Below are 13,577 nucleotides of genomic sequence, written 5' to 3'. Positions count from 1 at the left end.
CCCTCGGGGATAACGCTGCGCAAATAACGATGAAATGGGTCATTAGCTCAGTTGGTAGAGCAGTGGACTTTTAATCCATTGGTCGATGGTTCGAATCCATCATGACCCACCATTTTTTCGTTATCCAGGCATTGCCTGCTCAAGAAGCAAGCAAGGTGTTGGGTCATTAGCTCAGTTGGTAGAGCAGTGGACTTTTAATCCATTGGTCGATGGTTCGAATCCATCATGACCCACCATTTTATATAAAGCCTACTATCAAGCGATTTAGTCGCAATGATGGGTCATTAGCTCAGTTGGTAGAGCAGTGGACTTTTAATCCATTGGTCGATGGTTCGAATCCATCATGACCCACCACTTTATATAACGCCTACTATCAAGCGATTTAGTCGCAATGATGGGTCATTAGCTCAGTTGGTAGAGCAGTGGACTTTTAATCCATTGGTCGATGGTTCGAATCCATCATGACCCACCACTTTACATCATCAGCTACATACGTAGCGCACTTTCAAATATTGAAAGACACCAGTTATGAGTCATTAGCTCAGTTGGTTGAACAGTCAACATCGAAATATTATTTCGATGGTCTGTGAAAGCGAGTCAGGACGACGAGCCGGAACACCGCTTCAGGATGAATTAATGGCATTAAAACTCGGTATGGGTCATTAGCTCAGTTGGTAGAGCAGTGGACTTTTAATCCATTGGTCGATGGTTCGAATCCATCATGACCCACCATCGCCTTTTCTCATTATTACCCAACTTCTTATAATTAAGCGCACAAGAATCTAGTCGTAGCGCAGACCTTTGCTTCTTTTTAGCGTCATAGTTTCGTATAATTACGGCAATACTTTTGCAATGTAGATGTAGTTTGACCAGTATGGGTATCAGCGAGAATATCATGCCGGAGGATTATATTTTTCCTCCTAAGCCAGCTCCTCTTTCTGATGAGCAGAAACAGCAGCACAAGGCGCGCATTAAACAATTACTGCAAGAAAAAAATGCAGTGTTAGTGGCGCACTATTATACCGATCCAGAGATCCAGGCCCTAGCAGAGGAGACCGGCGGCTGCGTAGCAGACTCGTTGGAGATGGCTCGCTTCGGCGCGCGCCAAGAGAACGCTGATATGATTATCGTAGCGGGTGTGCGTTTTATGGGTGAGACAGCGAAGATCTTAACTCCAGAAAAAACCGTGGTCATGCCCACCTTAGAGGCAACTTGCTCATTGGATGTGGGTTGCCCAATTGATGAGTTTAGCCGCTTTTGCGATCAGCACCCTGACCGTAAAGTAGTCGTGTATGCGAATACTTCAACGGCTGTGAAAGCGCGCGCTGACTGGATCGTCACTTCATCTTGTGCGTTAGAAATCGTTGAGCACCTAGACAGCGAAGGCGAGAAGATCATTTGGGGCCCAGATAAGCATCTAGGTAGCTACATTCAAAATCAGACCGGCGCTGATATGATCATGTGGAATGGCGCATGTATTGTTCATGATGAGTTTAAAACCAAAGCGCTCAAAGATATGAAAGCGCTGCACCCTGATGCAGCGGTTTTGGTGCACCCTGAGTCACCTGCTGAGATAGTTGAACTTGCTGATGCCGTAGGCTCCACGAGTCAGCTTATCAAAGCGGCACAAACCATGGACAACAAGAAGTTTATTGTTGCCACCGATCGCGGTATTTTCTATAAAATGCAGCAGCTGTGCCCAGAGAAAGAGTTTTTTGAAGCACCGACTGCAGGTGAAGGCGCAACGTGTAAAAGCTGTGCCCATTGCCCGTGGATGGCCATGAACGGCCTCAAAGCCATTGAGGAAGCGCTCATAGACCCGCAAGGCAAAGAGGTGTTTGTGGACATGGAACTGCGCCAAGGCGCACTGCGCTCGCTTAATCGCATGCTAGACTTCACCGCCGCCATGACACGCTAACGGTGTTTTACTAACCAGTTGATTTGGTTTTGTTAAAAACACCTTGCAACCCCGGCAGTGATTGCATAGTATATGCGGCGATGCCAAGGCAGCGAAAAGTGCGGAGAGGTGGCTGAGTGGCTGAAGGCGCACGACTGGAACTCGTGTATACGTTAATAGCGTATCGAGGGTTCGAATCCCTCCCTCTCCGCCATTAATTAATACAAAAAAGCCCAGCATTATGCTGGGCTTTTTTGTTTCAGTGTCCGGTCGCAAGCTTATTCCCATCTATCAATCTCTACTTTGTAGGCAAGGCATTGGCCTTGCGGTTGTCAGGCTAAAGCCAGACCCACAGGGGGGATGTTTGTAGGCAAGGCATTGGCCTTACAGTTGTCAGGCTCAAGCCAGACTTCCAGGGGATTATGTTGTAGGTAAGGCTTTTAGCCTTACACAGGGTTTAGTCAGGCTAAAGCCCGGCCCATAGGATTGTGTTGTAGGCAAGGCATTGGCCTTGCGATTATCCGACTCAAGCCCGACCTACACGAGTTTGTTGTAGGCAAGGCATTGGCCTTGCGATTGTCAGGCTCAAGCCAGACCTACAGGAGTGTGTTGTAGGCAAGGCATTGGCCTTGCAGTTGTCAGGCTAAAGCCCGACCCACAGGGGATTGCTTGTAGTCAAGACATTAGCCTTGCAGTTGTCAGGCTAAAGCCAGACTTCCAGGGGATTATGTTGTAGGTAAGGCTTTTAGCCTTACACAGGGTTTAGTCAGGCTAAAGCCCGACCTACACGAGTTTGTTATAGGCAAGGCAATGGCCTTGCGGTTGTCAGGCTAAAGCCCGACCCACAGGGTGTGTGTTGCAGGCAAGGCATGGGTCTTGCGGTTGTCAGGCTCAAGCCCGACCCACAGGGGAATTGTGTTGTAGGCAAGCTGTTGCCTTGCGGTTGTCAGGCTAAAGCCCGACCCACTGGAGTGTGTTGTAGGCAAGGCGTTGGCCTTGCAGTTGTCAGGCTAAAGCCAGACCCACAGGGGTTGTTTGTAGGCAAGGCAATGGCCTTGCGGTTGTCAGGCTAAAGCCCGACCTACAGGAGTGTGTTGTAGGCAAGGCATTGGTCTTGCCTTTGTCAGGCTAAAGCCCAAGCCACAGGGGAATTGTGTTGTAGGCAAGGCATTGGCCTTGCGATTGTCAGGCTCAAGCCCGACCTACAGGAGATTGTTTGTAGGCAAGGCATTGGCCTTGCGATTATCCGGCTAAAGCCCCACCCACAAGAGATGCTTGCGCATTGCTGCTCGCGTTACTATTCCCTACTTACACTTTATTTGCTGCTCACCGAGGTGATATACGTTATTAACGGCGACATAGCCACCTGAGAGAATGGCGGTGGCGGGCAGAAGTATCGGCGTGAGTAATATCCCAGAGAGGGAATAATAAGTGTTCGTCTCTTCAGCTACGTTAACAATGCGCAAAGTCTTCTTGTCTGACGAGAGCTCACACTTGCGCTCTACATAAGGGGTATCGCTGGGCATCACAACACAGGCGCTAGAGATGATACACAGCGTGGCTACAACGACTGATTTAAGGTATTGCATCGTAGTCCCTTCGATTAAGCTAGTTCATCAGCGACTTCAGCTATTTTTTGCCGTAACCATACGTGGCTAACATCGCGATGTAATAGCGGCGACCAAATCATATCCAGCTCAAAAGGTGCAATGGGGAAAGGCGGCTCTAAAATGGTGAGCCCGGGATCGTCTTTATAAATCTTTGCGGCTTTGGAGGGCAAGGTGGCAATGAGATTTTGCTCCTTGGCCAAATGAATAGCGACGTGGTAATTACGGGTAAAGGTGGCGATATTTCGATGCTTACCAAAATGTGCTAAGGCTTCGTCCACCCACCCGAGTTTTTGCACATCCTCTGGGTCCATTCCCACGCCCACACCAAAACCGGTTTTGCTGACCCAAATATGGCGGGCATGAAGATAACTGTCGAGGTTAAAGTTATTTAAAATCGGGTTGTCTGATTTGACCAAACACGAGAAGCTGTCTTTCCAGATACGTTTATGATGAAACGACTGAGGCAGTTTTTCAAAACGGTTAAGCGCCATATCAACCTTGCCATTTTCAACATCATGAAAAGTCACATCACTGGGTGTAAGAATATCCAAAGTGGTATCCGGGGCTTCCTCATGTAGCTTACTCAGTAATCGTGGAGCCAAAGTACTGGCTGCATAGTCACTGGCCATCATGCGGAACACACGCTTACTGCTTTGCGGCTCAAAGTCGCGATTCGGCGCTAGCGTCTCCTCTAACGTCATGAGCACGCCACGGATCACGGGTTGCAACTCTAGTGCGCGCTCAGTGGGGACCATGCCCTCACTGGTGCGCACCAGCAGCGGGTCATTAAGCAGATTTCGTAAGCGTTTTAAACCATTACTCATTGCCGGCTGAGTAATACTCAACTGGTTCGCGGCCTTTGTGACATTGCATTCGCGAAGCAAAGTATCAAGATAGACGAGTAGGTTTAAATCAATCTTATTTATATTCATTACTTGCTGCCATTTTTATTATTTATGCCTAGTGTAGCTTAAAGGTGGCTAAGAAAACACACTACCAATGATGTATAAAGCGTTGGCACTGTGGGTAGGGATAAACCTGTTTATACTCACCTTGAGTGATTTTAGCTTGTGCTTGGCGCCAGTAGGCGGGGTCGAGAAGCTCAGGGTGAGTGGCCAGTAGTGCTTGTTTGTGCACCGGGTTGGGTAATACAAAGGTGCTTAGCTGCTCGGGGAACACATCGTTAGGTGCGACCGACAAAGTGCTTTCTTCGCCGCAGGCATCGTCATGGCCAAGCTCGCGAAACTGCATATCGGTGAGGTACTGCACTTCGTCATAGTCATAAAATACCACGCGGCGATGTTTCGTCACGCCAAAGTTTTTTAATAACATATCACCGGGAAAGATATTGGCGGCAATCATATCTTTGAGTGCTTGGCCGTATTCATCAATGGCTTGTGCGGCTTTAGTACCATCCACTTCCTGCAAGTATAAGTTCAACGGCGTCATACGGCGCTCAATATACAAATGCTTGATGATGAGCATATCGCCTTCAATACGAATAGAGTTGGCGATACTCGCCTTAAACACCTCAAGTAGTGGCGCGCTAAAGCAGCTCAAAGGTAAAGCAACATCTGAATATTCCAAGGTGTCCGCCATGCGGCCAACACGGTCATGGCGCTTAACCAACTGGTAGCGCTCGAGCACTGTTTTACGGCCAAAGGGCTTGCTTGAGCCAAAGCGATCACGGATCACTTTAAACACATAGGGAAACGAGGGCAGGGTAAATACCATCATCACCATGCCGGGGGTGCCGGCGGCCAATTCAAACTGCTCATGAGCGTGACCCATATGCTCGAGTAACTCGCGGTAGAATTCTGTCTTACCTTGCTTATGAAAGCCAATGGCATTGTAGAGCTCGGCTTTGGTTTTACCGGGCATCAACTGATTGAGAAAGTGTACCAGCGCCGAAGGAGCATGAGTTTGCACCATAAAATAAGCACGGGCAAAGCCAAAAATGACCCGCATTTGCGACGACCGAGTCAGCAAGGCATCAATATACAGGCCCTTGTTACCATCATGAAGCACGGCGATGACAAAGGGTTGCGTGCCCGTTTGCGAAACCACACGACCAACAATATAGGCGGCCTGGCCGCGATAAAAGGGCGCTTGTAAAATATCAAAGCGCATTTGATAACTTTGCACATGGGTCTCGGGCGCTTGTTTGATAAAGGCTTTCACTAATAAACGAATGTCTCTATCGAGATTGGCAAACGCACAGCCAAATTCAAATTGCGTAATGATTTTACGAATAGTCGGCTTAAGCCCCTCGGTGACCGGAAAATAACTACGATATTCGGCTTCCACTGGGAGCGCGGGAGCATCGGCAAGTGTGGCTTGCACAAAGATAAAGTTATTATGGTAATACTTGCGATGGAACAAGCGACAAAATACCGAGTTATAAAAGGTTTCGGCCAGCTCTGCTTGAGGGTGAAAAGTGAGGAAAGCGCGGTAACATTCTTTGGTTTGGGTCCATAAACTGGCCTGCTCAGCCGGGTCACCGACGCAATCGCGAAGCTGCGCTACAGTCTCATTCACGCGTTTGTCGTAGTAACTAATACGCTTACTGGCGATGGCGCGCATTTGGCTCCAATCGCGCTCAGCAAAAGCCGCAGGAGCTTGAGCTGTTATTGATTGAAACAACTGATAGTGATGGTGAAAGCCATCAAGAATGCGTTGCGCTACGGCCTGTGCTTGCACTGGGATCCCTCTTAGAGTAGAAGCTCTAAACTAGACTATGCCAAGGGCAAGCTATGGTGCAAGCCTTATTGATATTTTTTTAACGACTTTTCTAATTGCGCCAAACGCTTTTCCGTTTGCTTAATGCGTTCATTGTAGCGCTGCTCAATCCCCTTGATGTTAGCGTTAACTTCTTTTTTCAGGGCTTTGCGCTCATCATCAGACATTAAGCGCTCTAAACGCTGTTCTTCGGCGAGTGTTTTAGCGCTACGTTCACGTTTTAAAATAACCAGTCGGTGTTTAGTTGAACGTAACTGCAGTTCGATATTGTCTCGGCGCTGCTCTAGCTGTAGCTCGGTAAGTTGCTTCGAAAAGTTGTTATCAAGCGGCTTAATTTCGACATTAGAGTGACGTACTTCATGCTCTTGTGCCTGCTCATCACAGGGAAACTGGCTAAACGTCGTGCCATTTTTTGTCTCGCATTTATAGTAAACGGTATTAGCCGTAGCCTGTGTAGCGGCGGCCGCATACATTGCCAAGGCAGTGGCAATAACTCTTTTCTTTGTCACTTTGATACCTCTGATCAGACCTCATTCATTTTTTAATATAGATGAACTAAAAATGAATGTCACTAAAGCAATACTAAGGTATGAAAAAGGTTCAATCAGTCACGCTCAGCAGTACCTACTGAGCGTTGAATTTCTTCAGCTGTTTTAAGCCTTGAATAAGGAAGGGAATATCAAGCTGTTGATCAACGCCAAAGCCCTCGGTGGCAGAAATGTGTTTATAACTACCGTCGCTGTTGAGCAGCGTAATGCGGTCTTTACGCATAGCAATAAATACGCCCTGCGAGTAATTGATATTCGCCATGGCGTCAGTGTGAGTCAGGCTGTTAGCGATAAGGGCGGCGCGAGCTAACTCATCGCAGCCCCAATATTCGCTCAGCACTGTGGCGATAATATCTTGTGGCTGGGCAATCAGCGTACTCTGTTGTAGCTGAGGATCATTGCTCCATAGCTGTGAAATAGCGGTGATACGAGAAGGGTGCTCAGCCTCCAAAGCAAAGGCAAACACCTTACGCTGGCCATCTAGTGGTGCGGTATTATCCTGATCGATCCGCACTCGAGGCGACGGATCGCTGTGGATAAAACGGTAGGCATCGATATTGGTATCGAAGGTGATGGGTGTGCGACGCCACAGAGGGTCAATACTGTCTTTAGTGAGACTCTGACGGTAGTAGCTAGGCAGCCCATACACTAAATTGAACAATGCATCTTGCTTGGCAACCGGGTGTAATAGCTTTGCTGCAGGTTGCAGCGCAGGGTTTGCAGCAACAAACTCGGCTAGTTGCTGGGTGGACGAGAACACCCGAATATCGACTTGCGGCGCATCGGCGTCAAGTTCACAGCTCGGTAAGGTTGCGGGCATGACAAAACTAACAGTTGGGCCATTAACATTGACCTGGCGTGCTTGCTCATATTGCTCAAGATCTAATAAATCGTTTTTTGCCAGTAGCGACTTGGCTGTTGTCGGATAAGACAGGGGTAACATATTGTCTTGTTTAGTAATATCAAACTCGAGTGCAGCGTCCGCCCAAATATGAATACTGTGGCTTAGCGCAAAACACAGCACCAACGAAGCGGAGATATATCGGCCAAAACGAAGTCGTTTTAACTGCGCTAGGTGATGCCAAGCATAATTACTTATCAGCAACTGATAGGCGAGTATCATCAAAATTAGGGCGCTCACCAGCAAGGTTGACAACGCGGGCGTGTTGGTTACGTTGCGCCAAAATAACGATAAGATCTCCCCAAGTGCACTGTAATTTAGATGATATCCGAGGTTGTAATACACAAACGCATCGACCGCCAGTAGCGTCATACCTGCCGTGGCAAGTACCGAGGCCATACCGCGAATATGTCTGGGATAGGGGAAGATAAGTGACAGTGGGAAAATAGTCAGCACAAAGGCTAAAAAGGTAATAAAGGCGGTGTGGCTGAGCCACGTAACCACCATATAAACACTGCCAATAGCTGTTGTTGGGGCGGCATCAGCAAAGAGGTAGGCAAGGCTAATAACCAGCGCAAGACCAATATTCGCCAAGGTAAACCAATGGCCCCAAGCAAGAAGCTGACTCGCTTTTGAGGCGAATTGATTTTGCGCAGATAAGTTCATTTCCTTACTTTACCGAGTCGGCAAGGGCGTTGGCAAAGTTTTGTGCAACTGAGGCCCTTTTTGCTTCGGGCACATGCTCTTTAATAATATGCGTGATAGTATTGCCCAAACACATCAGGCTTAAATCTACCGGCGCCTTCTTTTCGGCAAGGACAGCAACTAGCTGGTCGACAAGTTGTTCTACTTCTTCATTAGTATATTTAGATAACGCTGGCATCGGTGGATTTCATACTGATTATATATTCTTGTATTTTAACACCGCAGGAGTGAAAAACAAAGATGAGCACTGAGGTTAAAAAGCTGGTTGTGCACTACGTCGACAAAGAAGACGACAGTACCCAAATTCATTTGCGCAACGACGAAATGCCAATTAATGATCGTGTAAACGTGTTTATTGAACAGCTCCACCATGCTTATAACGGCAAACCTGGAAAAGGCTTTTGCGCCTTCAGCCCTGAGAAAAGCAGTGTGGTTGCCAGCAGTATGCAAAGTTATCGAAATAACGAGTTGGGATTTTGGCAGGTTACCGAGCAAGCGGCGAGTGTGCTAAAAGAAGAGCTCGATAAATACGCTTTCAATGAAAGTGGTTATTTAGTTTTTTGCCATTATCAATATGTCGCCAGTGACTATATTTTAATCGCGCTTATTAATATTAAAGAGCATTATACTATTACCTCCGAACTTGATTTGGCGGCGTCTCGCCATTTAGATATTACCCGTATGCAATTGGCAGCGCGTGTTGACCTTGCCGCGTGGGATACACAGCCCGAGGATAATCGCTATATCTCCTTTATTAAAGGTCGCGCTGGGCGCAAAGTGGCCGACTTCTTTTTAGACTTTTTAGGTTGCGAAGAGGGCATTGATCCGAAGCAGCAAAGTCGCTCTATGCTTAGCGCCGTAGAAGATTACTTAAGCGAGCAAGAGCTAGATAAAGAAGAAAAAGATGAGCGCCGTCGCGAGGTGTTTGACTACTGTAGCGACAGAATCAGTAGTGGTGAAGATGCCAGCATTGAAGACATAGGGCGCGCTATCAGCAAAGATGATGAGCAAAGCTTTAACAGCTTTTACGAGCAGCAAAGCTATGATTTGGCTGAATCTTTCCCGGTGGATAAAAAGACCGTAACCGGCATGGTTAAACTCTCGGGCATGGGTGGCGGCGTGAGCGTGGGGTTTGAGCGCAAGCATCTAGGCGAGCGAGTGATTTATGATCCAGTCAACGACACCTTGACAATCAAGGGCGTGCCGCCAAATTTAAAAGACCAACTCGATCAGCTCGGTGATGAGTCTTAGTACTATACAGTGGGGTTAACGTCCACTGGTAACTGAGCGTTATAGAGATACAAAAAAGCCGCTGTGAAAACAGCGGCTTTTTTTATGATGGTACAAGCGCCTTAGTCGTTGACTGTCTGTGCTTGATGCTCATCTTGGTGTGCAGCATGTGCCACCTTAGTGTCTGTCGACACTGTCTTCGGCGTTGCTGCATCGGCATAAGCATGGCCTACCGGTGCAACCGAACCAGGCTTCAATGTGCTGCTTTGTAGCGTCATACGTGCTTCGCTTGGCATGGCTTTCGGCACTTCAGAAGCAGCCACCAATGCCACCGCTTGCGGTTGTGTCGCAGGCGCACTGGCATGACCTAAAGCTTTGCTTATAGCGGGTGTTACCGCTCGCTGTGGCTCAGGTGCAGGCTCAGCTGAAGGCTCAGCCGATTCTTGCTCAACAACTGCTGCAGATGCAGGTTCAGCTGACGGCTTATCTTCTGGCTCTGATGGCGCTTGCGGTTCGCTCTCAGGCTGTTTCGCTTCGCTAGATGCGGATGCTTCAGCGACTTCAGTCTCAGGCTGCTGCGCAGGTTCTCCAGATTCTACCTCAGCAACGCTTTGCTCAGGCTGTCCCTCGGCTGCTGGCTCATCAGTATCAATGATTTGCTCAGCGGCAGGAGCGGTCTCTTCTTGCACGGCCGCAACCGGAGCTGCTTCAGCTTCTATAGCCGGGGCCTGCTCAGCGGTCTCTTGCGTACTGTTAGTTGGCGCTGTCTCTGCTGCTGCGTTGTCAGTGGCTGCAGTCGTTTTTGTATCGTCGTTCACTTGCTTTGGCGTGTCATCGCTTGGTTGTTGCGACTGCTCAGCCATGGCTTGATCTGCGACGGGTACAAATGCCGGTGAATCACTGTCACCTTCTTGCTTATCACGACGGCGGCGTTGACCCGCAGCGCGTAAGTGACGTGGTGAGCGGCGAGTACGGGTACGACCCTCTTTTTCACCTTCACCTTGCTCATTGCTCTGCGCTTGCTCGTCAATGGTTTGCGGTGCTTCGTCAAGCGATGCTTTCTTTGCAGCCACATCATTGTGCTTGTCCGCAGTATTTTGCTGCTTTTGCTCTTTACCTTGTGTTGGCTTGGTTGGCTTATCCGCCTTCTCAAGTGCCTTTTCTGGCTGAGCCACAGCTGCTTGCTGCTCAGAGTTTTCAACAGCAGCTACTGGCTTTTCTTCGCTAGCAGTGTTGTTCTGAGTGTTTTCTACACGTACTTTCTTACGCAGGTTGCGGCGTTGGCGACGCTGCTTTGGCTTCGCTTGCTGTTGCTCGTCGCTTTGCGCGTCCTTGGCAGTGTTCGCAACATCTTTATTTTCTTGCTCGTTGGTGGTGTTGTTGTCGTTGCGGTTATCGCGACGACGGTTTTGACCGCCACGACGACGCTTATTACGATTACCACCGCGTTCGCCACCACGCTCGTTTCGATTATTGCTTTCTTCAGCCTTATCTTTATCTTGCTCAGCAACCTCGGCGTTTTGCGTGCGCGGACCTTTTGGCTTATTGCGCGATTGATTATTACGACGACGCTGATTATTACGACGACGATCACCGCCGCCACGACGTTCGTTATTGCTCTGTTGTTTACGTTGCTTATCTTGTTCTGGCTGCTCTTGCTCATCACTAAACAAGCTCTTCAACCATTGCCCGATACGGCTTAGTAGACCTGGCTCTTCTGTCGCTTTGGGTTGCGCTTTAGGGGCGCTCACTGGCGCCGGGTCCTTCGGCATAACTACACCCTTAAGCACAGGCTCTTCGCGCTTCGGTGCGACAGGTGCGCGTGAGTACTCGACTGCTTCCGCCTCAGGCTCAGCAATCTGCTCGTAGCTAGCCGCTTCTAAGGTTTCATCTTTACGTAAACGCACTACTTCATAGTGAGGTGTTTCCATGTGTTGGTTTGGAATGATCACTACATCACAGTTATGACGTTTTTCGATTCGTTGTACGCTGCGGCGTTTTTCATTTAACAGGTAAGCACCGACGGCAACAGGGACCTGGGCATTCACTTGCGAGGTGTTGTCTTTGATTGCTTCTTCTTCAATCAAGCGCAAAATTGAAAGCGCAATGGATTCGTTTGAGCGGATTGTGCCTTGGCCACTACAGCGTGGGCAGGTGCCTTGGCTCGCCTCACCAAGAGAAGGGCGCAAACGTTGACGCGACATTTCCAACAGACCAAAACGTGAAATCTTACCGATTTGCACGCGGGCACGGTCTTGGCGTGCAGCATCTTTTAAGCGGTTTTCTACTTCACGTTGGTGACGTGGAGGAGTCATATCGATAAAGTCGATTACGATCAGGCCACCAAGATCACGCAGGCGCAGTTGACGGGCGATTTCATCGGCCGCTTCTAAGTTGGTGTTCAAGGCCGTTTCTTCGATATCACTGCCTTTGGTTGCCTTTGACGAGTTGATATCAATAGAAGTCAGGGCTTCAGTTGGGTCAATAACGATTGAACCACCTGATGGTAAGCGTACTTCACGCTGGAACGCTGACTCAATTTGGCTTTCGATTTGGTAATGAGTGAACAAAGGCACATCGTTTTGATACAACTTTACACGGCTCATGAAGTCAGGGCGGAAGCGCTCAATATGCGCTTTAGCTTCTTCAAATACCTTTGGCTTATCAATTAAGATTTCACCAATATCACGGCGTAAGTAATCACGAATAGCGCGGAAAATCACGTTGCTTTCTTGGTGAATCAAGAAAGGGGCTTTATCGCTATCGGCTGCTTCTTTGATTGCTTGCCAGTGAACCAGCAGGGCCTTAAGGTCATAGTCAAGCTCTTCGAATGATTTACCAACACCAGCGGTGCGGACAATCAACCCCATGCCTTTAGGCAAATCTAAGCGGCTAAGTGCGTCTTTTAATTCGGCACGCTCTTCACCTTCAATGCGACGAGAAATACCGCCGGCGCGAGGGTTATTCGGCATCAGTACAAGGTAGCTACCAGCAACACTAATAAAGGTAGTCAGAGCCGCGCCTTTTTGACCACGTTCTTCCTTATCAACCTGAACAATGACTTCTTGACCTTCTTTGATCACGTCTTTGATGTTTGGGCGACCGTTGAAGGTATAACCACTAGGGAAGTAAGTGCGAGCGATTTCTTTTAGAGGTAAGAAACCGTGGCGTTCGGCGCCATAATCAACAAAAGCGGCTTCAAGTGAAGGTTCGATGCGGGTAATTTTACCCTTGTAAATATTGGCTTTTTTTTGTTCGTGTCCAGGGCTTTCGATATCTAAATCATACAGGCGCTGGCCATCAACCAGTGCAACGCGCATTTCTTCTTGCTGCGTCGCATTGATTAGCATACGTTTCATATTGTTACTCTTAAATTCTGTGCATAGTGCCCGACCACTTAGGTCTTTCGGCGCTCTTATTTTTGTCTTCGGTGCAGTCTCACGACTGGGCTTTTAACGCAAAAGCTTAACGTTCTAGTTTCACCTTGTGTTGCAACTGGCGATAAAAATAGCGGCCAATAGGGCCTTATTTGCCACGCTCAATGCGTGGACTTTACGCAGTGCAGTTTATCTTCAACAAGATGACTGTGTCGTTTTTACCGATACACCTTCACGGTGGTCGATAGCATTATGTTCATTGTCTACATTAGTGGTATTTGCCCTAAGCATGTGCTTAATCAAAGCAAAAACCCATCGTTTTATTGTTCGTTTCCGCTTGCCCTTTTGGGCGCTTGCCACTTGCGGTCGCAGCCAGCGAAGCAATCTATTACGCGCATTGCTTGCTACTGCCGTCACGTGGGTTCTGGGTGATAAAAGCTGTGGAAATACGAGCTCGAATCTGTATGATCGCTTTCCCAGAATGTGTTTCACGCAAGTTTGGCCTAAGCCAATGGCAGCGTAAACACCTACCGCTTAACGGTGGTTTTACGTGCTTGGATTATCCCATTA

Annotated in this window: 9 protein-coding genes and 6 tRNA genes; 8 read left to right on the top strand and 7 right to left on the bottom strand. The window is 48.4% G+C overall.

Going from position 1 to position 13,577, the window contains the following annotated elements:
* The first annotated feature begins 36 nt into the window (after nt 1-36).
* The 7 genes from MHM94_RS06145 to MHM94_RS06115 all read left to right on the top strand — a co-directional run bounded on the left by MHM94_RS06145 (nt 37) and on the right by MHM94_RS06115 (nt 2,111).
* Nucleotides 37-112 (top strand) — tRNA-Lys (locus tag MHM94_RS06145).
* Nucleotides 113-160: 48 nt separating this feature from the next.
* A tRNA-Lys gene (locus MHM94_RS06140) sits at nt 161-236 on the top strand.
* 42 nt (nt 237-278) lie between these two features.
* Nucleotides 279-354: transfer RNA gene (locus MHM94_RS06135), tRNA-Lys, on the top strand.
* 42 nt (nt 355-396) lie between these two features.
* Nucleotides 397-472: transfer RNA gene (locus MHM94_RS06130), tRNA-Lys, on the top strand.
* 184 nt (nt 473-656) lie between these two features.
* A tRNA-Lys gene (locus tag MHM94_RS06125) sits at nt 657-732 on the top strand.
* Nucleotides 733-874: 142 nt separating this feature from the next.
* Nucleotides 875-1,918 (top strand): quinolinate synthase NadA, encoded by a 1,044-nt coding sequence (gene nadA / locus MHM94_RS06120; RefSeq protein ID WP_235419144.1) that lies wholly within the window; start codon nt 875-877, stop codon nt 1,916-1,918.
* 102 nt (nt 1,919-2,020) lie between these two features.
* A tRNA-Ser gene (locus MHM94_RS06115) sits at nt 2,021-2,111 on the top strand.
* A 1,090-nt stretch (nt 2,112-3,201) separates the two neighbouring features.
* On the opposite strand, the gene MHM94_RS06110 is transcribed toward MHM94_RS06115, so the two are convergent.
* The 6 genes from MHM94_RS06110 to MHM94_RS06085 all read right to left on the bottom strand — a co-directional run bounded on the left by MHM94_RS06110 (nt 3,202) and on the right by MHM94_RS06085 (nt 8,578).
* A complete protein-coding gene (locus tag MHM94_RS06110; RefSeq protein WP_235418873.1) occupies nt 3,202-3,486 on the bottom strand; it encodes a hypothetical protein in 285 nt (94 codons plus the stop codon).
* Between the two features lie 14 nt (nt 3,487-3,500).
* Nucleotides 3,501-4,439 (bottom strand): LysR family transcriptional regulator, encoded by a 939-nt coding sequence (locus MHM94_RS06105; protein ID WP_022945972.1) that lies wholly within the window; start codon nt 4,437-4,439, stop codon nt 3,501-3,503.
* A 61-nt stretch (nt 4,440-4,500) separates the two neighbouring features.
* The gene (aceK, locus tag MHM94_RS06100) at nt 4,501-6,207 is read right to left on the bottom strand and encodes a bifunctional isocitrate dehydrogenase kinase/phosphatase (RefSeq protein WP_235418874.1); all 1,707 of its coding nucleotides are present in this window, start codon (nt 6,205-6,207) and stop codon (nt 4,501-4,503) included.
* A gap of 65 nt (nt 6,208-6,272) precedes the next feature.
* Nucleotides 6,273-6,755 (bottom strand): DUF4124 domain-containing protein, encoded by a 483-nt coding sequence (locus tag MHM94_RS06095; protein WP_235418875.1) that lies wholly within the window; start codon nt 6,753-6,755, stop codon nt 6,273-6,275.
* A gap of 115 nt (nt 6,756-6,870) precedes the next feature.
* Nucleotides 6,871-8,361 carry a DUF3413 domain-containing protein gene (locus MHM94_RS06090; protein ID WP_022945969.1) on the bottom strand — a complete coding sequence of 497 codons (1,491 nt, stop codon included), beginning with the start codon at nt 8,359-8,361 and terminating at the stop codon, nt 6,871-6,873.
* A gap of 4 nt (nt 8,362-8,365) precedes the next feature.
* On the bottom strand, nt 8,366-8,578 hold the full coding sequence (locus MHM94_RS06085) for a DUF1414 domain-containing protein (RefSeq protein ID WP_022945968.1): 213 nt from the start codon (nt 8,576-8,578) through the stop codon (nt 8,366-8,368).
* 62 nt (nt 8,579-8,640) lie between these two features.
* Here MHM94_RS06085 and yejK point away from each other — a divergent pair, with 62 nt between their 5' ends.
* Nucleotides 8,641-9,651 (top strand): nucleoid-associated protein YejK, encoded by a 1,011-nt coding sequence (gene yejK, locus MHM94_RS06080; protein WP_235418876.1) that lies wholly within the window; start codon nt 8,641-8,643, stop codon nt 9,649-9,651.
* A 101-nt stretch (nt 9,652-9,752) separates the two neighbouring features.
* On the opposite strand, the gene rne is transcribed toward yejK, so the two are convergent.
* The gene (gene rne / locus MHM94_RS06075) at nt 9,753-12,989 is read right to left on the bottom strand and encodes a ribonuclease E (RefSeq protein WP_235418877.1); all 3,237 of its coding nucleotides are present in this window, start codon (nt 12,987-12,989) and stop codon (nt 9,753-9,755) included.
* Nucleotides 12,990-13,577 lie beyond the last annotated feature (588 nt).

The sequence above is a fragment of the Pseudoalteromonas sp. CNAT2-18.1 genome, assembly GCF_022347865.1.
Taxonomy (GTDB): Bacteria; Pseudomonadota; Gammaproteobacteria; order Enterobacterales; family Alteromonadaceae; genus Pseudoalteromonas; species Pseudoalteromonas ruthenica.
The sequence above is the reverse complement of the archived record's forward strand: the minus strand, read 5'-3'. Positions and strand labels throughout refer to the sequence as shown.

Bases quoted from the DNA above. Each gene is read 5' to 3' on its own strand.
- yejK (WP_235418876.1), top strand. From the start codon at position 8,641: ATGAGCACTGAGGTTAAAAAGCTGGTTGTGCACTACGTCGACAAAGAA.
- MHM94_RS06110 (WP_235418873.1), bottom strand. From the start codon at position 3,486: ATGCAATACCTTAAATCAGTCGTTGTAGCCACGCTGTGTATCATCTCT.
- MHM94_RS06105 (WP_022945972.1), bottom strand. From the start codon at position 4,439: ATGAATATAAATAAGATTGATTTAAACCTACTCGTCTATCTTGATACT.
- nadA (WP_235419144.1), top strand. From the start codon at position 875: ATGGGTATCAGCGAGAATATCATGCCGGAGGATTATATTTTTCCTCCT.
- rne (WP_235418877.1), bottom strand. From the start codon at position 12,989: ATGAAACGTATGCTAATCAATGCGACGCAGCAAGAAGAAATGCGCGTT.
- MHM94_RS06090 (WP_022945969.1), bottom strand. From the start codon at position 8,361: ATGAACTTATCTGCGCAAAATCAATTCGCCTCAAAAGCGAGTCAGCTT.
- MHM94_RS06085 (WP_022945968.1), bottom strand. From the start codon at position 8,578: ATGCCAGCGTTATCTAAATATACTAATGAAGAAGTAGAACAACTTGTC.